We start from the raw sequence: 23,393 nt of genomic DNA, 5'->3' as shown, positions 1-23,393 counted from the left end.
GGCACTCGATGAACGAACGCCAGTCGAGGAGGTAAACTAGATAGTGCCCCCGTCAGGAACGGTTCAATTCTCTGAATCGTTGAGTTCTTCGTACTCAACGTCGCCAGAGAGAACTTGCTCACCGAGTTCCGTGATGCGGTATGCAGGGTCCTCGTCATGACGCTCAGCAAGATTATGATCAACAAAGATTGGACAGCGCTGGGAAATCCACTGTCGGCTGAAGTCAGTATTGATTTCCAGATTCTTTGCTGTGTGCCAGCCCTCATACTTCCCTAGTTCTTCGAGAATGTATGGGTCAGCCGGTACCGCCCAATTAACTTCTCGATACATGTGGATAGTTTCACTCTCATCCGAACAGATGTATATACTTACCGATTGGTTCCCTAGACCTCCTATAGAATACTAGAACATACAAATAGACACCAAGAAATACGTTCGTATGTTCAGATTCATATACCCCGTCTGTCTGTGGTAGAACTGAACGCTGATTCCACGTCCCCGCGATACCCCCGCAATCAATCGGGTGGTGGAACAGCCAACCACAGCCACGTATGCAACAATCAGATACCGACTCCCCGCAAGAAAAGCCGAAGACCACGATACGGAGTACTGTTGGTCTAAAACTCCCCTTCACCATCGCAGTACTCTCGCTCATAGTAGTTGAGCCAGCGCTCGCTCAACAAACGACCCAAGATGCAGTAACCTCTCAGAGTGCGGTCTGCAGTGCTGACAACCTCCCTGGAATGATTGAGGGATTCTTCCAGCTGACAACCGGGCTGGGCATCGTCGGTCTCGCTATCGTTTGGCAGGCCGACTCTCTGATCGAGATGTTCACCCTCAATCCCGAGCAGAAGAAGGCCCTCAAGCGCCACAAGCGCTCAGCGATGAAGTCCACCATCGTCCTCGTTGTCCTCGGCCCGCTGTACACCGTCGCCGGATCGATGATGGGCCTCCCGCTGGCACAGTGTGTCGACCTCGTCCCCTGGTAAGCTACTTCCCGATCCCCGTTGCGAGCCCTCATGGAACAACGAGAACGCTCCATACTCATGGCCGTCCTGTTCGTGACGAGCTTAGTCACAGGTATCGTCACAGCAAGCCCACCGCGGCCGGGGACAGAAGGGAATGGACTCACCGAGAACGAGTCGGCGACACTCTGGTCGCGCGACGCGGACAATTACATTAGTCAGGAGGAGTACCGCCAACGCTACGGTGACGAGCGGACGTCAATCCACCAGCTCGCAAACGGGACGGACATCACGTTCAAGCGGCCGCCTGCAACTGCCGCAACGTGGACTCGAAACGACTTCGAGGACCTCGAAGCCGGCAGTTCAGATACGTCTGTGCACCCGCCTCACGCGTCGCTTGACGACGGTGTGTTCATCGAGGATGCCCATGCGACTATATTTGCCCTTCAGCCGTCGACCCGTGGCCACCTCGAATCCGGTGACACCCCACTCTACATCGCCCCGAATGGACGATACGCGGATTCGTCGATTATCGCGTCCGCGTGCCAAACGGGAGTTCCTCTGAGAATCGGACCGTCGAGTGGTCGCTTACAGAACACGAGATCGAGGAAGTACGCCTGAAGAAAGATGAGGAGACCATTGCGAGGACCGATGGGTCGCACACGCCGGCTATCGACTACCAGATCGATGACGACTGGAGCGCGACCCTCACACTCGAAGCAGAAATTCACGTTCGGTTGAAGAAGACGATACGGACCGACATGGTCAACGGAACCAACGTCGACGTCGTCTACCGTGAGGAGACGCGAAACGTCTCGGACTCAACCGACGTTGAGATCTACGACCTCTCTGCGTCCCCTTACTACGCTGAGTACCCCAATGGCGATGCTGGCGTGGCTATCTTCCAGTCTCGGCCGTGGCAAGGGTACACGCTCACCGACGAGGGGAACGCGAGCGTGCGTGGTGTCTGGCGGTTCTACACCGCCCGCAACACAAACTGGGATACGCTCGTCAAATCGAACCGGACAGACAGCGCCGAAGTTGAGTCCGACGCCATCCCCGTGTATGTCCACGCGTATCCATCCCGGATCGGACCACGTGCTGAACCTGTCCGGGACGGCCCGGAGATCATCGACACGTGGGGAACTGACCGACCTTCCCCGGCGGGAACCATCGGTGAGAACGTCACCATCGAGGTCGTCAATCAGTCCTACGAGACGACGTACGGTGTGGGTGTCCGTGCTGAGACCGTCGATAGAGAGGCACTCCACGTTGCAGGCATCGTTCGCGGCGTGAACGCGTCTATTGTCGAGTCCGACGCCGGTTCCGAACGACAGCTTCGGCGCAGTAACCCCACTGTCGAAGTACTCCAGCAAAACCAGTCGCAGGCGACGCTTCGAATCGAACTGGATGACAACCAGACTGGCGCACCCATCGTTCTCAACGAAAGCGCCCGTCGATTTCCCATTAGCGGCAACCCACGTAATGGCTACATCACCATCGCCAATCAGAGGGTCGAAACCAACGCCTCTGGAGTAGCCATTCTGACGATTACTGAGCCCGGTATCTACACGGCCCGGTATCATCCTGGGTCGTGGCTCGGACATAGCCCAGCCTACGTAAGTGATACGGCGACCGCCCGGTGGCATCCACTCGGAACCATCGATGGCTGGTTTGCGTTCATTTTCGAGGTCGGCTGGCAGTTCATCCCCTTCTTCGTGATGTTCTACGCGGGACACCGCCTCCTCCGAATGCTCGGCCCAGAAGACATCTTCCAACGAAACTTATGACCAGAAACCATCCACACATCAGTCGAAGAAACGCCCTCCGAACAGTCGCAGGCGCTACGCTCCTGAGCGTGGCTGGCTGTCTGGACAACAGCGGAAACTCCGGAACTCCCGGTGTCGAGACAACCTCTCCAGGAAGTCAGGGACCGCTCAAGCGAGTCGCCGTCGACGGAACGACGCTCGTCGTCGAACTCTCGGCAGAAGCCAACGTTGACCAAGTCAACCTCATCCAGCCTAATGGAGAGCTATTCGGGAAGCGTGATGTGGCCGCGGGGGTCCAACAGGTCTCGTTCGAGATTGGGACTGCTTACGAGCCTGGAGAGTACCGCGTGGTCGCACTGAAAGGTGAAGAGACAGTCGTAGAGAGCACGACGGATATCGTACCGGAGGTTCAGATTCAGGACGTTGGACTCTACCGGAATAATCCTGACAAGCCGTGGGACGAGGTCTACGGTGACACGGAAACAGACCGGTTGAAGAACGGTGAGGCGTTCGTCACTATAACAAACTCCGGGACAGGCCCAGATGCGGTTGTTGAACTGGTGTTTTCCGGAGATGTTCCAAATCCCATTGAAGAACCCCGAGGAAGTGGGATGTACGAAACTGAACAGGTGGTTGTTGCCCCTGGAGAGACAGTAGACCTCTTCAGCAACTCGTTCCCCTTTGGGTCAGAGTCTGAGAAAGGAACGGGGTGTTCCCCTGACGGCAATAGTGGACAATTCACAGTTCTCGTCGAGACGAGAGCTAGTGGGAATGAGGTCACGAAAGTGTTCGATGTGGAGTACTCTGGATCTAATGAGATGAGTGATTGTGAAGTCACGATCACGGAGGCCTGACGATGGTGGACCTGATAGATGTCGTACTGGAAGGGTTCAAGGACGTCGTTGAGTGGGTTATTGGTCTATTCATGGACGGACTCCGGTCAGGGTATCAGACTCTGACCGAGGAGATGTTTGGAACACCAACACCACAGACAGATGGAACGTTCATCTTCGGTGAGCCAAGTAATGCACCGTGGCCAGCGATTCAAGATGGACTCGTCGGTGGCGAAATTATGCTCATTGCTCTGCTACTGCTCGTAATGAGCGTACAGGGCCGTCATACTATTCGAATATTCAACGTGGGTAGTGCCTACGAAGCCCGAAAAACCAAGAAAACGGCATGGGTCGGTGCATTCCTGATAATCACGTGGTACTGGATTGGTGCTATCACGTTGTTTCTGGTTGATGGATTCACTATCGCCTTGATGCCTGACCTCTCCTCAGTAGCTGCAGCAATGCTACAGTTCCTGGGTGTATCCATCACCAACCCTGGTCTGGGCCTATTATTCGCCTTCTTTGGTGGAGTTTCGATGTGGGCTTTGGAGGCCCTATTTTACATTCGTATGATCTTACTCTACGTCTACCTGTACGGAATGCCGATTGCGTTCGCCCTCGCCTATGGAAATATCCCCATTATTTCGGATATCGCAATGGGATTCACCAAACGATTCGTTCCTTTAGCTGTCCTGCCACTCCCAACAGCAATGGTTCTCAAAGGATACGACCTCATATACGCTGGAGACTCGCTAACGTCAGGTACAGCATTTCTCAAGTACCTTGTCGCTGCGTCCCTACCGTTCGTCGCCCTCTATGTGACCTGGAAGACGTTCAAGTACGCGACTCCGCTGACTGCAAAGGTCGTGGGAGGTGCGACGAAAGGTGCTGCTCTTATCGGCGGTGTCGCAGCCGGTGCGTATGTCGGCGGCGCTGGCGTCGCGACGACCGCAGCGCGCTGGGGGCCGAAAGCAGCAGCCGGTCAAGCCATAGCACAGAAAGCTGCCGATCGAGGAGGGCACGGAAGCGAGGGTGGGGGTACACCGTCGTACCGTCGGACAGAGAATGATCCGAGCGGGTCCACAGCAGATGCATCGAGTGACAAACGCGGAATGGAGTATGATCGAGGTATTCACTAATGTCGACAGACCCAGACGCAGCCGCACGGCGCATCATGAACCAGTTCGGCGAAGAGAGCCGCATTCCCTACCTCAGCATCGAGGAAGGGGATGTCGGTGTGCTCATTGCCTTCCCGATTATCGGCCTGTTCATCGCTGGCCTCACCGGAATCGAATCACTCGCCCTCCCGTTCGTAGCGGGCGGATTCGGGTTTGGCGTTGCTGTCATCTACGTCTCTCCCGACCACCTGAATGCGTGGACGTGGACGAAGGACGTCTACCGCTACGTCAGGCGTCCGCGAGTTACGTTCAGTGCTCCGGAGGAAGCAGACAGTAGTACAAACGAGACAGAGCGAAACGACGGCGGACTCGCAAACTACACACCGTTCAAACCGGACGAGCGAACGCAGGACCTCACGAACGTCGAGCGGGCGTGGCCGGGCGCGGGTGCAATTCAGCGGTCAGACGGCACGATGGAGGCGTTCATCGAGATTGATCCAGGAAACATGGATTTCGCCATGTCCGATGATTGGGCGCAACTCCAAGAAGCGGGCGAAGAGTTCGCCAACAAGGAACTCGACTCGAAGCTCAAATTCCACGCGACAACCCGGTCATTCCCGGTTGAGCAGATCACCGAGACCATCGAGGACCGACTCAACGACGAAGACGTCAAGCAGAACCCGATCTTCCAGGAACTCCTCGAAGAGTACCGTGAGACGCGTCCCAAGGAGATGCGTGACCGAGGCATCCAGCAAGTTCGCTACTACATTGGCGTCGAGGTGACGCCGCTAGAGGTCTACGACCGATTTAGAGACGAAGGGACGCCCGCCGAGAAACTAACTAAGTTCCCTGTCATCGGGTTCCTGTTCAATCCCTTCGTAACGCGACGTGAGGACCTCACCGATGTCGAACGTCGCGCCCAGATGTTCGAGAAACTCGATAGCCGCGTCAACGACGTTCGCGCCGAGTTCATCCAGCAGGCGTCCGGCTGGTCTGCTCGTCGGCTCAGTACAGTTGAACTGTTCGTCCTGAACATGGATTTCTGGAACGGACGGGAGCACGACTACGACGACGCCGAGCGCGTCGTTCGCGAGCAACCGATCATCGGCCACTCGCGCCGGGAGGACGAGACCAATGCGTAACGTCGTCCTGCAGGCGGGTGGCGGGACCTTCAGCCAGCTCACAGAGTGGCTTCTGAACCCAACGTCACCCGGAGGTGCGTCGGTTTACCTCCTACTGGTTGTGGTCCTCGGAGTCGCCGGTAAACTCCTCTGGGACCGACACACCGCCGACGACGAGCCAGAAGTTGACTTCTCGGATGTTCTTGATGAGGAGACGCTTGAGGAGAGCCACGCGGAGGGCCAACTCCTTGACGATATTTCCGAGTCACACAAGACGGTGACCGCGCCAGCAGCCATCGAGTGGGGGACACGATCCGCACGCGTTGGCGAGCAGTGGACGACGACACTATACATGGCTGACTACGCCGATTACCCGAGCGATGGATATCTGAGCGACCTCTTCGAGTTGACTGACGTTGAGTTCGACCTCACAGCGCACATCACCCCGAAGAACCAGCAACGAGCGCGGAACGAACTACAGGATATCGCTGATGACCTCCAAGTCGACGCCGACCTCGAGCAGAGCGTCCGCAGTGCGTATCTACAGGAGCGAGCAAACGAAGCCGCTGCGACCTACAAGGCCGTCGAGAGCGGTGCGAACGTCTTCGACCAGGGGATGTTCGTCACGGTTCGTGCCGACGACAAGGAAGACCTCAGGGATTCGGTCCAGAAGGTCAAGAGTGCCCTTCGAGACGACCCAGTGAACCTCACGCCGAAGACCGCGATTTGTCGGCAGGACCTCGCGCTGCAGTCGGCTGCCCCAATCGGCGATAACGAGTTTGGCCGCGAATCCATCGCCCTCGGTGGCGCGGTGGGCGCACTCCTCTCGTCGCCACATAACGCGACCATCCTCGAAGAGGGCGGGGTCGAGTTCGGGATTCACAAGGATAACCAGAGCCCGGTCGTCATCGACCCGTTCGCCCGTGATAACGGGTACGCGATGTTCACTGTCGGCGACACGGGGTCTGGCAAGTCGTTCAGTTCCAAACAGAACTTCATCCGCTCCATCGAGCAAAGCAAGGACCGCATCGGCATCATCCTCGAACCACTCAACAACTGGGCAGGCGTCTCCGAAGCACTCGATGCGAAACGCATTACGGTCGGTGGGACACTCGGCCTGAATCCCCTGGAGATTCGCCAAACACCCGACCATGTCCAGCGAGCAATGGGTGAGGACGCGAGCCCGTTCAACGAGAAGCTCGACGACGCGATGAGCTTCCTGACGAACTTCTTCGCACTGCGCGGTATCTCGCTCGGTGACCGTCGGACGACGCTCGAACTCGGACTCAAGCGCGCCTACAAGCGCAACGACATCACCGACGACATCTCGACGCACAGCAACCTCAGTCCGACCATCAGGGATATGATGGACATCTTCGAGGACATGGTCGACGACCCCGAAGAGTTCGTCGTCCGGTCTGACGAAGAGGCCGGGAAGATTCGTGAGGACGCGACGTGGCTTCTTGACCAGCTTCGCCCCTTCGAGGACGACGGCCGATTCGGGAATCTCGGGCGCTCCTCGGAATTCGACATCCGCGACGAGAAAGTCATCTACCTTGACCTCGCCCAGCAGGAAGGCAGCGTCGATAGCAGTACGGCACTCACCATGCAGTTGCTCATCTCGCTCGTGTACGAACGAGCGAAAGAGACGGACAAGGAGGTCGTGTTCGTCATTGACGAGGCGCGGTACATCATGCAGGACGCCGCGAGCCTTGCGTTCCTTGAGACGGTGTTCCGACATCACCGCCATCACGACCTCTCGATTCGGCTCGTCACCCAGACCGTCGACGAGTTCTTCGAACACACCGAAAGCGAGGCGATTCTCGACCAGTGTGCGGTCAAGCAGTTCCATCAACTCGATGGGATGGACGAGGAGTGGGCCGACGAGTTCGGCCTGAATTACGCGCAAATGCGCTACGTGCAGGATGCGGTTCCCGGCAATGAGGACGCTGGATTCTCCGAGGCGCTCGTCGGCGTCGACGGTGAATGGCGCGGCATCAAGGTCCAAGCAATGGACAAAGAAAAGCAGGTTATCGATTTCGACCCGACCGAACAGACACGAGAATCACTTCCCGGTGCGGACCGAGATGCAGTCGATCCGGAGGTTCAAGCGTTCCGTGAGGACCTCCAACAGCGGGCTTCGAGTAATTCGAGCCCGGGAGTCGAGACAGAAACGGATGGCGGGTCGGAGGTGGACCAACCGCGATGAAACGCGAATACCTTCGCGTGACACCAACCTCCGAGGAACTTCCAGCCAGCAACGTCTCAACGGTCCTCGCCAGCCTTCACAAATTGACGACTGAAGAGACATCTGGCCTTCTTGAGAAAGTTAATCCCCTCAAATCAACACAGCCACTTCGCTTCGAGTTTCTGGCGATTAGTGAAGGACGGGACGCTCCCGTCGAGTTCTACTACGGGGCAGACGACCATCTCGATATTCTCGAACGACGGCTTCGCTCTATCTATCCGTCGACGTTCGACATCAACCGGGTCAAGATCGACCCCGCGACAAAGCTCATTCCACCAACTGAATACGAACGCGAAGAGTTCAGAGAGAGCCTCGATAGTGGTCAATTGCTCTACGAGTTTTCCGAGGACGAGCAGGTCGAGAGTGACCCAGACACCACCACTGAGCCTGATTCGAACGCCGTAGATACCTCCGCGGAACTATCGGAATCGACTGAAGCTAATATCGATTCAGACGCCGATACCGTGGTCGAGACCGAGACAGGTCTCTTCCAAATCGACGCTCAAGAGACGGGGTCCGAGGGTTTTCTACCGACCTCGGTTCGGAAACCAACACTCACGACGGATGGCACGATTCTGGCTCGCCAAGCGATTGACTACCTCCAACCGATAGGTGTGCGGTGGCGTGGTGTCGCCACCCGGAAAGACGACTGGATGACGACGCTTACCCACGACACCGACTCCGAGTCCACGACATCCGACTCGACAAGTGAGTCGACGGGAACACCGCTAGCGGTGCTCATTGACGAGCTAAGTAGCTCCGAGCATCCGATTGGATTCCAAGCGCTCTTCCAGCGCCGACCGAGTTGGGTTTCGGACGCAGAGCTTCGACAAGAGGACCTGAAAGACGGTCGGGATACATGGAGTCAGCGATGGATTGGACCACTACTCGAAAGTGAATCCATCGATACGGAAGACCGAGAATTAGGTGAGACTGTGGAGAACCGCATTGAGCGGATCTCCGAGAAGAACCCAAAGCGAACGTTCACGGTCAACCTACGAGCAGTCACAGTCCCAACGAGCGAGGATGCCACGGCGAAACTAGAGTCGAAGATGGAGTCGCTCGCCCCAGTCTTCGACCCGCTTGATGGGAAATTCTACGAGGTTGAAGGCCAGCGATTCCGCCACGCTGGCTGGCGACAGAAGACCAAAACGAAGAACGCTCGCAAGGCCCTCAAACGCATTCTCGACCGAGAACTCCTGACGGATAGCGGAAAGACCCGGCCCGACCTCGTGTTGAATGCAGACGAACTAGCGAACTTCATTCTCGTTCCATCGAGTGAACAACTCAGCGTCGAAGGAATCAGAGGAACACGGGCGGAACAACGGAGTCGCAATCCACTCCCACGTCCACACCCGGATTTGATGCGTGAGTTCCGTGATGGAATGGCGATCGGCTACGCGCTTGACGAAGACGGTGAACCCGAAGACACCCCCGTACACATTCCGTCGAGCCTGTTGCCAGTCCACTACGGCATATATGGAACAACAGGGTCAGGAAAGTCAATTTTAGCGAGTAACAGTTCTCTCTCGCTATACGAGAACACGAGCGGGCCGACCATTCTCATCGACCGGAAAGGAGACGGGATGGCCACGAACTACATGCGTGCCCATGCCCGCCGGTTCGGAATGACAGATCTTGAAGAGAACGTGATTCACTTCGATATCCCGAATACACTCCCCGGCTTCTCGTTTTTCAACCTCACCTCCTCGCTAGCAAACGGCCGACGGCGTGTCGATGCTGTCCAACGCAAGGCCGACCACTACGAAGAGATTCTGAAGCTCGCAATGGGCGAAGACAAATATGACCGAGTCACCGTGTCGAACAACCTGATGAAGACTCTTATCAAGGCGCTCTTTGACGAGGAACACGGCCGTGAGAACGGTGTTTACCGAGAGTCAGTCGACTATTTCGCCCACCGGCAACTGGAAAACGCCGTTGACCAACTTCAGAATGCAGGGCCACCGAACCCCGACTTTGAGCAGGCTCCCCAGTCAAGCGATGAGGAAGACACCCGGATGATTCGACGGCAACTCGACCTTGATGAGCGTGCGTTCAAGAACGTAGTTGGTGGTGTCGGGAATCGTCTTGCGTATATCTCGCAGAATAGCCATCTGCGCCGGGTGTTCAATAACACCGAGAATCGATTCGACTTTCGGGATATCCTTGACGAGGATACGGTCATCATATTCGACCTTGGCGATTTGCGCGACGACGGTGCGCACTTGATGACTGGCCTGATACTGAGTAATCTCCAAGATGCGCTCAAAGAACGCAAGCAGAACGTTGGCCAGTATCCGGATGATTACGTAGTTAACCTGTTCATTGATGAGGCGGCATCACTCGTGGTCTCCGACATCATGAATGACCTCCTGGAAAAAGGACGGAGTTTCCGGCTTTCGGTTGGGTTGGCGATGCAGTTCCCCGAACAAATCGAATCAGCAGGCGGTCGGCGAATGTACTTGAACGTCCTCAACAACATCGGGAGTTCGCTCGTCGGGAACGTCAACGTCGACCGAGAGTTAGCCCGAGCGATGGCTCACGAGGAGATGGACCCGGACGACTTCGCCAACCGGATTCGGTCGCTCCCCCGTGGTGAATGGATCGCCAACTTGCCAAGTCCGACATTTGGGAAGACCGGTCCGTATCCGTTCAGTCTTAAACCCCTCCCGATTCCAGCAGGCCATCCCGAGAGTGACCACCCGCTCACACCACGAGAAGAACAACAGTTCACCGAGACGCTGTCGGCAATACATGAACGCGTTCAGGAGGAATACGGGGTTCCCGAAACTACTGGTGAGCCACGTACAGACACACCTGCGGAACTTCACGAAATCCTCGACATAAGTGACGACGAGTTGGATGTCGCTATCTCGAAGGTCGTGCGAGGTATCCAACTTCGAGAGGACGTTCGGGAGGAGAATGGATGGGTGGCAGTCGAAACAGTCGATGATGAACTCCGGTATTTGTTCGAGGATGTCGACGCGGACGCACCATCGTACGAGGAACTAGCGACAATTCGCCAGCGCTCGCGGTTCCTCGAGACAACCGTCGACATCGATATCGACGAGATTGTCATCCGACTCACCGAGGCGGGTGAAGACATAGCGACCCCGGATACTGGAAGCGTCCAAGCCGCCGGAGGAAGTGACCACGACGATGCACTCCTCGAAATCGAGGCGGAATTGACGGCGCTCGGGTTCACCGTCACGATACTCTCTCAAGACGGAAATGAGAAACCCGACGCACGAGCGACCCACCCGGACATCGAGGAGACGTTCGCAATCGAGGTCGAGACGACAACACCAGAGAACCCCGTAAAGGTGCTGACGAATTTCCAGAAAGCCCAGAAGACAGCGGAAATACCGCTGTTCATCGTTCGTCCCGGTTCGTCGAAAACGGCCTGGGCCGAACGAGTTGAAGGAATTCTCTCTCCACCAGTCAGACACCTCCAGAGTGGTGAAACACAATTCTACACGCACGACTCTAACCTCACGTTCAACGGTGGTGCGACCGAAGACGGCGGAGTGACTGCCGTCCGTCCTATCGCAGAAGAAACTGATACAAACCGCACGGTTTGGCTGCAGGAGGATGATGCAATCATCCTCCGGGACGAGACTGAAACAGAGCATCTCCGAACGTCGTCGCTTGCGTCCGTAACTAAAGACCGAGTACCAGCGATATACAGCTACGACCAGACTGCAAACGAGTACCTCGTCCACGCTCGCGGCGAGACATCTACCTACGAGTCAAAAGTCGCATTTAAGGAGGACTGGGTTCCCGTCAAAAAGCCGTTCGTCCCCGAGGATGAGCTTCCACACTCAACCTACGGGAATGATGCGTACGGAATCATAATTCTCCCGATGGACGGTGACCCGGTGTTCTACAAAAACGGTACAACGAGTTCAACCCAATCCCTGCTCGACACATCGTTTACCGTTGGCTCTCCAGACTCTCTTGAGAATGGAACCCAGTCTGGTCAGACTCTAGAGACTACAGAACCGGAGACACCGGATGAACCTACTTCTGACGACTTTGAGGTGTCTGCAACTCCTTTACAGGATGAGAACTGGAAGGAAGATCCGGACGCCGCAATCGGGCGCTTTGCAGCCGAATGTGTCCGTGAGGACGAAGCCGAATCAGTCACCTCTGCAGAGGTGTACACGGTCTACGAAACGTGGGCTGACACCCATGATGTAGATCCGGACTCAAAGAGTTGGTTCGGTCGTCGTCTCGGCAATCACGTGACCTTCGAGCGAACAACTGAGCGGAAAGGTGGGTCACAAGTGCGGTGCTACGATGGCATCGCACTCCAACAACAGGAGGAAGAAGATGAATAGCGGATTCAGCCATTTTGAGCTAGGTGAACGCCTCAAACAGCATTCTACGTTACGGCAACAGGCCCAGATGTCCGTCGGCCAGCAATCTCGGGAAAAACGCAAGACGGCGTCGTGTTACGGCAATAGGTGGATTGCCGTAACACGTAAACCAGCCCTTCGAAATGCCGTAAATGCTGTTCAAACGCAACTCAGGGAGTGTACGTCAGGACGGCAGATTCTGTTACAGCAAAAACCAACTACTATAGAACGGGGGGTCCCCGTTGGAACTCGCGGATTGAAAGAGGGAAGAGAGATGGTGGGTAGTTTCTGGTGGCTCGCTTGGGGCGAGAGCCATGCGAGGTGACTTCGAGTGAGTGTTGATGTAAATGTCCTACCAGACGAGTTGTGTGAACGCGAGCAATGGGTGTGCTGGAAGGAGGAGCAACGGGATGGGAAGGCGACGAAGATTCCAGTAACTCCTGGGTCGGGTGGGTTCGCATCCTCGACGGACTCGGAGACGTGGACGGGATTGGAGACCGCGTTTGACTACGTCGAATCGGGGAATGCTGATGGCGTCGGGTTCGTGTTCACCGATGATGATCCAATTGTGGGGGTGGACCTCGACGACTGTCGGGACCCCGAAACCGAGGAGGTTGACGAGGCGGCACGTGACATTATTGAGCGTCTCGATTCGTACACAGAGGTCTCACCATCCGGAACTGGCTACCACGTGCTCATCAAGGGTGGCCTCCCTGATGGTCGGAATCGGCGTGGGAGTTTCGAGTTGTACGAGACGGCGCGCTTCTTTACTGTGACCGGTGATCACGTCGAGGAGACGCCGTCGTGTGTTGCACGACGGCAGGACGCGCTCACGGCCATTCATCGTGAGTACGTCCAAGACACCGACGATAGTTCGGAGGCCGAACCTGACCGGCGTGAGAGCACTGACGAAGAGTCCACGACGAATGGACCATCCAGCGTCGATGTGGATCTTGCGGACGAGGAGTTGCTGGAGAAGGCGATGAATGCGTCGAATGGCGCGAAGTTTGAGCGTCTTTGGAAGGGGAATACGGGTGGATACGATAGTCAGTCGGAGGCTGATATGGCGCTCTGCAACATGCTGGCGTTCTGGACTGGTGGCGACCACACACGGATGGACGAATTGTTCCGCCAGTCGGGGTTACTTCGTGACAAATGGGATGAGGTCCACTACGCCGATGGCTCAACGTACGGCGAGAAGACGATTGAGCGAGCAGTAGGGAATACGTCGGCGTTCTACGACCTAGAACCGAGAGAGGACTCGCCTCAGGACTCTACCTCGACTGGGGACTCCTCTGCCGATGCTGGCCGTGACGGGTCTAAGCGGAGTCAAGCGTATCTCACCGAGAAGAATCGGCTGTTAACCGAGCGTGTCGAGGAGCTAGAGACGCTTCTCGAATGGAAGAACGAGCGTATTGAGGAACTCGAAGCAGAAGTTGAGCGACTCACAATTGAACTCACGGAGCGTGACCAAGCGACAGATCAAACCCACGAGGAGCCTGTTGTTGGTGGTGGGAATCGAGACGATGAAGAATCACAGTCGGAGTCTGTCTGGGGTCGGACGAAGCGATTGTTCGGAAACGACTCCGAGTGATAGTTTTTGTGCGCCTGAAGGGTGAGGCACACCTTGGACGAGACTTTGGGAACGACGATAGCTTGAGAACACGAATAGTACGACAGTAGAGAGAATACCATTGACCACCAGTAGTCTGAAGTTCATGGACTTTGAACTAGTAGATATGACTCACCCACAGCAAAACCGCGTTCTTCCAGACGGAGGGATTGACATCCGAGACCCACCCCCAACCGACATGTTGAATGAGGAGACGCTGACACCGGAAGCGCTTGCCAGAAACGCCCCTGGATTAGAGACCGTTGTCGAGCTTCTCAATCAGCCAGCACTCGCCCGTGTGTACGTGTACGTCTGCTATTGGGGGCCAGTTACGCCACCAGAGGTCATGGATAATCTCGACCTCTCGAAATCAACCACCTACGAATACGTCGACCGACTGGTTGACCTCGGACTTATCGACCGTGATGGGTCGACTCGGCCCCAGCAGTTGACTGCCGAGCCACTCGTTCTTGTTGAACAACAGCTCCCGATCATCATCACGCCAACTGTGCTCCACGCCTTTGCGCTCCAGGAGGTCGACGAAGACGTCGCGTACTTTGTGGACCGCCATGGCATCGGCAAACTCGTCGCGGCACTCCGTGGCGCAGGACTCCACTTCGCAGGGAAGACCACCCAACGGATGGTTGCGAGCGATATCGACGTGCGGGACGCCGACGCGATGCTGATCGTGTACGCGCTAGTGCCCGCGCTCGCAGTGGGACGTGACCACGACCCCTACTTCGAATACCTCTTCCCTGATGTCCACGACCAGATGGACCTTCCCGACCCCAAGGAGACGGAGACGACGCCAGCGGAACCACAGGACGACGAGCGAGAAGAATAGATGGGTCAGGATACTCCGTTGTCGGATGCGACGACTGTTCTCGTTGATGCGAACGTGTTCATCGCACTTGGTCGCCCATCGAAACCACAGTACAGCCGGTTCCAACGCGCGGTCCAGACAGCTGATGTTGTGCTAAAACTCCCACGCCGGGTGATCGGTGAACTCGGTGGACCACAGACAGACCGCGTACAGACAGCGCTTGAGGAAGGATGGGCGGAGATAATAGATGCACCAGATCCGACGGATGGGGATGCTGTTGCGGCAAGCGATATTGCCAAGCGAACAATTGCAAGCGAAACTGGGCAGGCCGAACATGAAGTTGAAAAGACAGACGCAATTCTTGCAGGGCTTGTCGTCCAGTACGTTCGCGACCGCGCAGAGCCAAACGTCGTTGTCCTCACAGATGATCAACCAGCTAGAGAGGGATTGAAAAATGCAGTGACCGCACAGGGCTATACGGATGTGATTACCGTGTGCGGACTTACAGATGTCATCGGGGATGATGCTGGGAGCTCAATGCGGCTGATTTAGTCTGAAGACGTACGAAGACATCAAAGGCCACGAACTCCACACCGCCGCTGGCGATACTGACGTGGAGTTTCCAGGTATGGCGGAACTCATCGTTGAGTTCTGGGCGAGTGCCGACGAGTACTGGGAAACAATCGGCGGCACTCCACCACGCCCCTACTAAACAGTAATAGCATCCACAGCCAATCATGACTACACTCCACATCACCGTCGGCGACCGAGCACAGCTCCGTGAGGACACCCTCAACTTCATCCAACACGCCAAAGAAGACGAGTTAGAAGCGAGCGACGAACGTGCCGTCCTCCAGTTTGGCACCTACGATGATTTCGTCGACAGCCTCACGCCACTCCGGCTTGAACTCATCAAAGCAATTGCGAACGACCAACCTGAGAGTATGCGTGAGGCCGCCCGCCTTGTCGACCGGGATGTGTCCGATGTTCATTCAGATTTGAAGCACTTGGAGGTACTCGGGATTCTCGAACTCAAAGAGGGCGGCCCTGGTGGTGCAATCCAGCCAGTTGTGCCCTTCGACAAAATCGAGATGCACATCGACTACCCTCTCCTTGAGGACGGGGATACAGAGAGTACACCCGCAAGCGCAGACTAACCACCAATTTCAAAATTGTTAGACAGTTGCGATGGCGTTTATGAAGGAACGGAGTGATATTCCACTATGACGGAGACCATCACGGAGCGTGTTCAGGAGATTTCTGAGGTACGAGGTCTCTCCAAGTCCGAGATTTTCGAACAGGCCTTCGAGCGTGGTGTCGAGATCCTTTGGATAGACGTCGTACTATCCCAGTATTTGGATGGCGAAATTGACCGAGACACCGCAATCGAACTTGTCGGTCGAGACCAAATCAAGCGTGCAGAACGCGAAGTTGAAGCAGTCGAGGATGATGTCCAGTGGGGCCTCGATGCATGAATGTCGAAGCCACTAATCCTGGTTCACGTATACAGGTATGCGTAACGAGTTTCTCTCCGTTTTCCTCTGCTACTCGATTGCTTCGTCTCTTACACGGAGATTCGTTGCGCTACCGAGAGTCGAACGCTCTGAACAAGCAGAGTGACTGCCCACGTGAGTTATGACGACGAAAACACCAACATGGCCCGAGAACATGGATACGTCAGCACGTGTCCGTCATGTCGCGCTAACGCAGACTGAGCCACGTACTGCGGAGTGGGTTGCTAGGGAGGCAGACGTCCCACGCGAGATTGCTGTGACGTATCTTGAGCAGATGGTCGAACAAGGCAATCTGGAGGTCGTCGAGACGGCCGAGGAACGGAGTTACAAGCTAGATCGCGTCACGCAGTTCCTCCGTGAGGTCCGTGAACTTGCAGAAACACACCCACTCGACGAACTCTCACGGGAACTCAACGCAATTGGCGAGGAGATTGATACATGGAAGGACACCTACGAGGTTGAGTCACTCACAGAACTGCGCCAGAGCGTCAGCCGTGACGACTTCGATAGTGAGGGTCGACGTGAACGCCTCGAAATTATCGACGAGTGGGCGTACAATATCGAGATGCATGAAGCATTGCAACTCGCAATCAGCCTCAAGAATTCGCTCACGACACTCGGAGTTAAGTCGCCTCCCGAAGAGTCATCCACGAAACACCCGCATAGAAGATAGTCAGACCGATTGTGCTATTGTTTAGTTGTCGTGGGTTCCTCTGGTAAGAAGGTCCTCGTCGTATCAAAGAACGAATTGGCTCGGTGATTGCCTCACTATACGGTGCATACCCCAAAGGCTCAGGTGTGGGAGACCCAAATGGGGGATTTGGGGAAAACAGGGTATCCCACGCCTTGACTGGTTCTAGCCACTCGATATAAACGTGCGGTATTGGGACTGCATTGCTCTCCCGAGTCACGTCTCTCAACAGCAGACAATTCCAGCAAGCCCAAATTATCGCTCTTGTGTAGAGCTACGGAAAGCCCCTGTAGTTACACTGAGCCAGCCATAATCTGGGAGTATGTCGTCTGCTCAGCCAGCGTTCGGCGCAATGTTTCGAGAGCTGATCGAGCTGGGCGCCGTCGAGATCGACACCGAGCCGCTCGATGCCCGCATCGAGCAGCGACTCAAGGAATTCTGGGAGAACACGTCCTGTCCACGGTGCGGACACACCGCTGTTCAAACGTGGCCGCATCTCGACCGCGTGTGGTGCCGAGACTGCAACTTCAAGCCGGTCTACACCTACGGAACGCCGTTCCACGAGAAGCACCTCACCACAGGAGAGGTGCTTCTCGCGTTCACGCTCTACGCCGATACGTTGCTCAGTATCAACCAGATCGCGCCGTTGCTCGGGCGAGCCTACAAAACCATTCACACGGCGATTCGGGAGGTGGAAGCCGCGATCCATCGCGGCTTCCCCGTCGTCTGGAGCCTCCTCAACCAAACCATCGACGGACCGATACAAGTCGACGAATCTGGTGAGGTCTGTTCGGGCTACAAAGGACAAGAGCCGCCGCGGCACAGCCGTTCTCGCGGCGGCTCGTCCCAGAGAGGCCGATCACGCTGGCGAGGGCGTCACGGTGATCAACTGACGCTCGTCGCGGCGTGCCGCGACTCGCTTCGCGTGATCCGCGGCCAACTCGGCATCGACTACGACGGTGATCTTGAGCCAGTGATTCAGGCGGCTGAAGACCTCTCCCAGCCACTGGGAGAGGTCTGGACCGACGGTCTCCAAGCCTACCGAGAGATGGAGCGTGACCATCGAACCGTCGTGCACAAGGAACGGTACGTATCGCCCGACGGCGTCCACATTAACCAGGCTGAGTGCCTGTTTTCGCTTGTTCAACCATGGCTGCGGAAGTTCCGCGGCCTGTCCAAGCAGGGCTTGGAACAGGCCGCTCGCACCTTCGGCATTGTTCGCTCACTCATCCTGGCTGGCAAATCCGTCGACTCAACCATTGATTGTCTCGTTATCGGGACTTTCCGCAATTCTACATAAGAGCGCAAATTATTAACCAACACACGTTGGTCTTTCCGAGTTACAATGCAACTTGCTCGCTGAACAAGCTGCTGTTCAGGTAGCACACTTCTTGTTGACCATCTCGATAATGCATTACGAGAGAAAAGACCAACGGTACTAGTCGGGAGCGACTGTTGGTTAAGTTGGGGGCTCCTCGACACAATAGCGACACTATCCTCGAACGCCCTCGGGCGCTCGCGGTCACTCTGTAAGATATCTGTGCCTCTCAGCACCAGTCGGCACAGATAGTCGCTCACAGAGCCAACCATGTCCTTCGGACGCGAGCACCCGGCCCCATTCATTCCCACCCTGTGGACGATTCAGCCATCTTGAGCCACCACAGCAGTACAGCGCGGAAACCCTCCTTTAGGGGTGGGAGGAAGCGCGTAAACTCTATTAACTAGATTCTACGATATCGGTGGGTGTGAACAGCGAGACATCATCTCGCTCGTCTGCAGTCTGTTGAAGTCCATTTGAGAAGCCAGACCGACAGAAACAGCAGTAGTGGTAGTCGGGCGACCCGCCGTTCGGTGGCGTCCACTGGACGTGTGTTGCACTTCGTTCGAGGTCGGCTAAATCGCCTTCTGTCATTTCTCGGGTCGTGTATTTGCACTCACCAGCGACGAGCGTCCCGTCGCTCGCCAACCCGACAACGTCAAGTTCATGATGTTTGTGCCACCAGTAGCCGATCCCCTGATATGTTTTCGGGACTAACGACGGGAGTTGATTCTGGCAGACGATCTCGAACATTGATCCCATGTAGTCCGAGAACGTCGTCTCAACGAGTTGTTCGTAGGCGTCCTCGCCAAGTTGTGCGAGTTTCCCTTCTCGCCCGTAGACGTATCGAAACCAGAAGCGGAACAACGGTTCTTTCAGTCGATACCGGCTTTTCCGAGTCGAGTTCGGGTTCGCCGTTACCGGAATATCTCGTTCAACCAATCGGAGTCGCCGGAGCTTCGAGAGGTATGACCCGAGTGCGTTCGAATCGATGCCAGCGAAGTCAGCAATCTCATTCGCTTCACGCTTGCCCATGGCGATCGCTCTGAGGATTGTGTAGTAGGTCTGAGGCTCACGAATCCCAAACTCCGTTCGTAACAGAAACTCTGGCTCGTTATGGAGCACGCCATGTTCTGAGAGCACATGTGATTGCACGTTCTCAGTGAGTGATGCAGACGGAGTGAGCGCCTGCAAGTAGTACGGAGTACCTCCGAAAACCCCCCATGTCTGAATGACCGAATCCGGGTCGTCTTCCGGATAGAATTGGCGTGCATCTTCAAGTTCGAGTGGTGGCAAATCAATCGTGGCTGTCCGCCGACCATAGAGTGGACTTCCACCACTCAGTACCTTCTCTTCCATGATACTGATCGATGAGCCAACGAGAACGAGCGTTATCTCAGTTTCTTCGAGGTGCATGTCCCACACACGCTGAATCTTCGAGGGCAGCGTATCATCCGATTCGATAAGATATGGGAATTCGTCAAGAACGACAACTGCATTTTGACGTCCGAGAACTCGGAGGAGTGCTTCCCAGTCTCGCTTGATGTCCTCAATCAGCGGAAATGTCTCACGGGCAGTCTCAATGAAGTTCGTAAGTTGTACTTCCGGGGTCTCCTCGGTCGCCTGCCAGTAGATTGCGTCATCTCGGTCTTCGATTGCTTCACGAACGAGTGCGCTCTTGCCGAGTCGGCGACGTCCATACACAACGAGCAATTCTGCGGTATCACTCTCGAACCGTGAGTGCAACATCTCAAGTTCGTCCTCTCGGTTAACAAAGCGCGGATAAGCCATACCCCTCCTTCGAGCCAACTGAAGATAATACTAGCGATTATCTAAATCACGGTTTTACTAATTACGATTTTACTATTGCGCCGTTATCGATTTTTGTGCGCCCGGCAGGACTGCGGGCGCACCCGATTAGCCCGCTGATTCTGAATGGGATATCGCGCACTCATCGCCTACGAACGACCAAACGCATCGCACACCCTCCACTACTCGCACAACGGAGCCCTCGACTACCAGCTGAAACACCAACTCACGTCAGAGACGCCCTTCGGTGGTGACCACCCAACCCAATGGGCTCACGACCACTTCGAAGCCCTGCAATCGAGCACGGAGACGACCGCGGACGCATACGCCGTGGACCGACAGTCACAGACACCAGTCAACCCAGACCCGATTGCCGTGGGTGTCTCGCTGGACGAAGTCTGCTCGGAGTATCTTGACTATCTCCACCACGAAGCCTTCTACGTGGTCTCACAGGACTTCGAAGTGACGGCGTACCGAACCCGGTGGCTTGGCCTTGAGTACGACTGCGAGACCGTCGAGTCCTCGGAGACGACAGGGAATGGTGTCCTCCAGTCCGTCAGTTGGCGGGACGGCGAACCTGTCGACGAGGAGTACAGCCACGGCCAATTCCAAGCGTTGAAAGATGTCATCGGTGACCGCGTTGACGACGGTGAACTCACGCCCGGGGAGGCACGGGCGTACATCGTCGAGAAACTCCGGACGTGGAGTCCTGGCGAGATAGCGGTCATCGGTCCCCTCAACGGCGTGTTGTGAGGTGTGGCGCACAGGGGGAGTTTCTGGTGCGCCTGCAAGGGGTGCAGGCGCGACCTCGTGGGTCGCGTCACACCAATGACTGAGAATACTCGACATTCGTTCGGCCAGAGTCGTATCGATGCAGTTGAACACGACCTCGAACGCTGGTTACTCCGACAAGCGCAAGCCGGTGTCCCCGAACTCGTACTCGTCGGCCTCCTACGAGAGTACGCCGACGTGATTGAATGCTGTGGCGTCATCCCACGCTCATGGGGCGAGGCGTCGCCGGAACGCCAGCACTCAACGTGGAGGCCGCCACGTCGATGAGCGTTCCTCAGCTGCTACACCGTCTCTTCACAAGGCAGACTAAATCAACGACCGTCTATGAGTGCCGGTACTGTGGGACAACCGTCGACTCGCAGACAGACTCCTGTCCATACTGTGGCCCGACAGAAGTCGTCGAATACGAACTACCCTGAGGCAGGTGGCTTTGTGACCCTGTTCAGTCTTTGACTATATCTTTGCCACCTACTGATTTCAGCCTTCTAGCGGCCAGTGACTGGTACTAAGTACGAGTTCGTGACCAACACCTCGGTCATGGACTGGAGTGCGTTGGCGGTGATAGGTCGAGCACGACCTCAAAGGCGGTGGCGTCCGAGTCTATATCGGCGGCTGCAGTCGGTATTACTAATTCCCGTGTGACACGCCAATTTCGAATCGACGCTCGCGCGAATAGGTCATCCTGAGGCGCATGAAATTGCACACGTACCACCGTGACCTAGTTTTCTGCGGTTACTGAGCAGGAGTTCGTATATAAAGGAGCACGTCTACGGCGTGATCGGGATGAGTGAGCGAGCGCGGTCGCGGTCGAACGCGAAGCATTTTGCACACGTGGCCAGCGCACGGCGTGTGCAATTCTGGGCGTCGATTCCTGAGCGCGTCTGACCGCGTGTTTGTGGGTGTGTGACCGCGTGTGTAGAGTTGGAGAAGTTATAGACCCTGAATGACTTGGGCTCTAGCCGATGAGAACTAATCTGCCCTTACTGACCATTTATTACCTCTCCCTTATGAAGCCATCTTATGGTTTCCGAGGCAGTCATTTTGAGCGGGTTATTTGGAGTTGGCGGTTCAGTCGCAGGATATCTTGTTGCGGGGTGGTTCAACCTCAAAAGTACTGAGAAGCAAGTATCTGCTCAGCGTGACCAACTAGATAAAAGACTGCAAGCGCAAGAAGAGCGATTAGAGGCTCAAATTCAATCAGAAGACGCCAGAAGACGAGCAGAGTACTATCTGGACAAAAAAGTAGAATCACTTATTCAGACGCATTCTACTCTTGAGGAGACGCGTAGAACTTACAAACGCATTGCCGATAAGGCTGGACACGGCGGTATTTCCGAAGAAGATCATCAGGATGCGATTGATTTGTACTTCGAGTACAAGAGTACGGTTGACCGTGTCTCCATTTTTCTTGACGAATCCCAGCACGAAATCCTACTTGATGTTTTTAATATATTGCACGACACCAATCCATATCTGTCTCGGGCAGTCAAACAGCCTGAAAATGTTGACTACCGAGAGTTCGATTTAGCGGAGTATAACGACCGATTCAACGAAGCCGAAGAGATGCTTAAGAAGGAAGTAAAAACCCCTATTGACTCACTCTCGTCAGGTAGGGATAACAAGTAGACACTCTCTGAGAGGGAATTTCTTCACTTTCACTTCTACTTCGTCCACGGCTGACCTTCTTACCCCTCCCTCCGCGCTCTTACTCGTGACCGAAATTGACTCCGTCTTTCCGATGGATCGCGTCCTGACCGACGAAACGCGTACTCGCATCATGAGCGCGTATCGGCGACTCCTCTCAGCCCCCGAGTCGGACTACGAAGAAGTCGAAGCCACGGACGGGCCTCTCCTCGACGCCGAGGTCCTTCACCTCCAACAGTTCGAGGACAACTCGGTACAGCCGACGTCCTCCTCGACCACGGCGACGGGCCGACGCTGGTGACCGACGAGGTCGCGGAGTGCTCGCATCACGTCGAGGGCGAGGAGGTATCGTATTCCTTCAAACACCGATCGTCCGGGCTGATTCCGTGGTTGAAGTCGCTTCTTGGATACGGTGAGAGCCACTGGTACGTAACAAACGAACGGCTCATCAAGTACGATAAGATAGCGGGTGGTCTCGGATTCTGAGAGGTCCCTCTCGAGAATATCACGTCCATCGAATACGGACGGAAAATCGATCTTCAGGCGCTGGCAATCGGAATTATTACGCTTCCAATCCTAATTGGAGTCCTGATTATATTGGGCACTCTCTTCCGTCGGCCACAGGTCCTCGAACTACACGTTTCGGGTGGGTCGAATCTCTCGGTCGAGATCTCGAAAGGAACCGATCTCGAGGTAATCCTCTGGTACTTGCCCACTCAGTGGAAAATTGATTCCGAGTAATACAGAGTAGCGAGACACTCTAACGATTCTGTCGCGG

19 protein-coding genes and 2 pseudogenes are annotated in these 23,393 nt (G+C 55.7%); 19 read left to right on the top strand and 2 right to left on the bottom strand.

The annotated features are described in order from the left end of the window. Nucleotides 1-63: 63 nt before the first annotated feature. The gene (locus P2T60_RS21460) at nt 64-330 is read right to left on the bottom strand and encodes a hypothetical protein (protein ID WP_276282861.1); all 267 of its coding nucleotides are present in this window, start codon (nt 328-330) and stop codon (nt 64-66) included. A gap of 221 nt (nt 331-551) precedes the next feature. On the opposite strand from P2T60_RS21460, the gene P2T60_RS21455 reads away from it, so the two are divergent. The 15 genes and pseudogenes from P2T60_RS21455 (at nt 552) to P2T60_RS21390 (ending at nt 18,352) form a co-directional block, all read left to right on the top strand. Then, nucleotides 552-989, top strand: a complete 438-nt coding sequence (locus P2T60_RS21455) for a DUF7985 family protein (protein WP_276282860.1) — start codon at nt 552-554, stop codon at nt 987-989. A gap of 30 nt (nt 990-1,019) precedes the next feature. Further along, a pseudogene (locus P2T60_RS21450) lies at nt 1,020-2,755 on the top strand (DUF8186 domain-containing protein). Beyond that, the gene (locus P2T60_RS21445; protein WP_276282859.1) at nt 2,752-3,588 is read left to right on the top strand and encodes a hypothetical protein; all 837 of its coding nucleotides are present in this window, start codon (nt 2,752-2,754) and stop codon (nt 3,586-3,588) included. Before P2T60_RS21450 ends, P2T60_RS21445 begins: the two are co-directional and overlap by 4 nt. A 2-nt stretch (nt 3,589-3,590) precedes the next feature. Further along, nucleotides 3,591-4,706 carry a TrbL/VirB6 family protein gene (locus P2T60_RS21440; protein WP_276282858.1) on the top strand — a complete coding sequence of 372 codons (1,116 nt, stop codon included), beginning with the start codon at nt 3,591-3,593 and terminating at the stop codon, nt 4,704-4,706. Then, nucleotides 4,706-5,827, top strand: a complete 1,122-nt coding sequence (locus P2T60_RS21435) for a TraC-like domain-containing protein (protein WP_276282857.1) — start codon at nt 4,706-4,708, stop codon at nt 5,825-5,827. The genes P2T60_RS21440 and P2T60_RS21435 overlap by 1 nt, the downstream gene beginning before the upstream one ends. Continuing rightward, on the top strand, nt 5,820-8,015 hold the full coding sequence (locus P2T60_RS21430) for a VirB4 family type IV secretion system protein (protein ID WP_276282856.1): 2,196 nt from the start codon (nt 5,820-5,822) through the stop codon (nt 8,013-8,015). The genes P2T60_RS21435 and P2T60_RS21430 overlap by 8 nt, the downstream gene beginning before the upstream one ends. Continuing rightward, the gene (locus P2T60_RS21425) at nt 8,012-12,394 is read left to right on the top strand and encodes a helicase HerA domain-containing protein (RefSeq protein WP_276282855.1); all 4,383 of its coding nucleotides are present in this window, start codon (nt 8,012-8,014) and stop codon (nt 12,392-12,394) included. The genes P2T60_RS21430 and P2T60_RS21425 overlap by 4 nt, the downstream gene beginning before the upstream one ends. A gap of 349 nt (nt 12,395-12,743) precedes the next feature. Next, nucleotides 12,744-14,006 (top strand): phage NrS-1 polymerase family protein, encoded by a 1,263-nt coding sequence (locus tag P2T60_RS21420; protein WP_276282854.1) that lies wholly within the window; start codon nt 12,744-12,746, stop codon nt 14,004-14,006. A gap of 124 nt (nt 14,007-14,130) precedes the next feature. Then, nucleotides 14,131-14,868: a DUF7437 domain-containing protein gene (locus P2T60_RS21415; RefSeq protein ID WP_276282853.1), complete on the top strand. Its 738-nt coding sequence runs from the start codon at nt 14,131-14,133 to the stop codon at nt 14,866-14,868. Next, complete coding sequence (locus P2T60_RS21410) at nt 14,869-15,399, top strand: PIN domain-containing protein (protein WP_276282852.1); 531 nt, start codon at nt 14,869-14,871, stop codon at nt 15,397-15,399. Between the two features lie 7 nt (nt 15,400-15,406). Continuing rightward, nucleotides 15,407-15,559: pseudogene (locus tag P2T60_RS22025) on the top strand (toxin-antitoxin system TumE family protein); the annotation flags it as partial. Between the two features lie 25 nt (nt 15,560-15,584). Next, nucleotides 15,585-16,004, top strand: a complete 420-nt coding sequence (locus P2T60_RS21405) for an HVO_A0114 family putative DNA-binding protein (RefSeq protein WP_276282851.1) — start codon at nt 15,585-15,587, stop codon at nt 16,002-16,004. Nucleotides 16,005-16,070: 66 nt separating this feature from the next. After that, nucleotides 16,071-16,322, top strand: coding sequence for a ribbon-helix-helix protein, CopG family (locus tag P2T60_RS21400; RefSeq protein WP_276282850.1), 252 nt, complete (start codon nt 16,071-16,073; stop codon nt 16,320-16,322). 193 nt (nt 16,323-16,515) lie between these two features. After that, nucleotides 16,516-17,034: a DUF7342 family protein gene (locus P2T60_RS21395; RefSeq protein WP_276282849.1), complete on the top strand. Its 519-nt coding sequence runs from the start codon at nt 16,516-16,518 to the stop codon at nt 17,032-17,034. A 340-nt stretch (nt 17,035-17,374) separates the two neighbouring features. Beyond that, nucleotides 17,375-18,352, top strand: coding sequence for an IS1595 family transposase (locus P2T60_RS21390; protein WP_276282848.1), 978 nt, complete (start codon nt 17,375-17,377; stop codon nt 18,350-18,352). Between the two features lie 417 nt (nt 18,353-18,769). Here P2T60_RS21390 and P2T60_RS21385 read toward each other — a convergent pair whose 3' ends face one another. Then, nucleotides 18,770-20,161, bottom strand: coding sequence for an ATP-binding protein (locus P2T60_RS21385; protein ID WP_276282847.1), 1,392 nt, complete (start codon nt 20,159-20,161; stop codon nt 18,770-18,772). Between the two features lie 144 nt (nt 20,162-20,305). Here P2T60_RS21385 and P2T60_RS21380 point away from each other — a divergent pair, with 144 nt between their 5' ends. The 4 genes from P2T60_RS21380 to P2T60_RS21360 all read left to right on the top strand — a co-directional run bounded on the left by P2T60_RS21380 (nt 20,306) and on the right by P2T60_RS21360 (nt 23,101). Beyond that, on the top strand, nt 20,306-20,932 hold the full coding sequence (locus tag P2T60_RS21380; protein ID WP_276282846.1) for a DUF6735 family protein: 627 nt from the start codon (nt 20,306-20,308) through the stop codon (nt 20,930-20,932). A gap of 1,059 nt (nt 20,933-21,991) precedes the next feature. Beyond that, nucleotides 21,992-22,597: a hypothetical protein gene (locus P2T60_RS21370; protein WP_276282844.1), complete on the top strand. Its 606-nt coding sequence runs from the start codon at nt 21,992-21,994 to the stop codon at nt 22,595-22,597. An 85-nt stretch (nt 22,598-22,682) separates the two neighbouring features. Beyond that, nucleotides 22,683-22,916: a hypothetical protein gene (locus P2T60_RS21365; RefSeq protein WP_276282843.1), complete on the top strand. Its 234-nt coding sequence runs from the start codon at nt 22,683-22,685 to the stop codon at nt 22,914-22,916. Continuing rightward, the gene (locus tag P2T60_RS21360; RefSeq protein ID WP_276282842.1) at nt 22,913-23,101 is read left to right on the top strand and encodes a hypothetical protein; all 189 of its coding nucleotides are present in this window, start codon (nt 22,913-22,915) and stop codon (nt 23,099-23,101) included. The genes P2T60_RS21365 and P2T60_RS21360 overlap by 4 nt, the downstream gene beginning before the upstream one ends. Nucleotides 23,102-23,393 lie beyond the last annotated feature (292 nt).

Origin of the sequence: Halorussus caseinilyticus, assembly GCF_029338395.1 — an archaeon.
In the GTDB taxonomy this organism is placed as follows: Archaea; Halobacteriota; Halobacteria; order Halobacteriales; family Haladaptataceae; genus Halorussus; species Halorussus caseinilyticus.
Note: the sequence above shows the minus strand (reverse complement) of the source record. Positions and strands in the feature narration are given on the sequence as shown.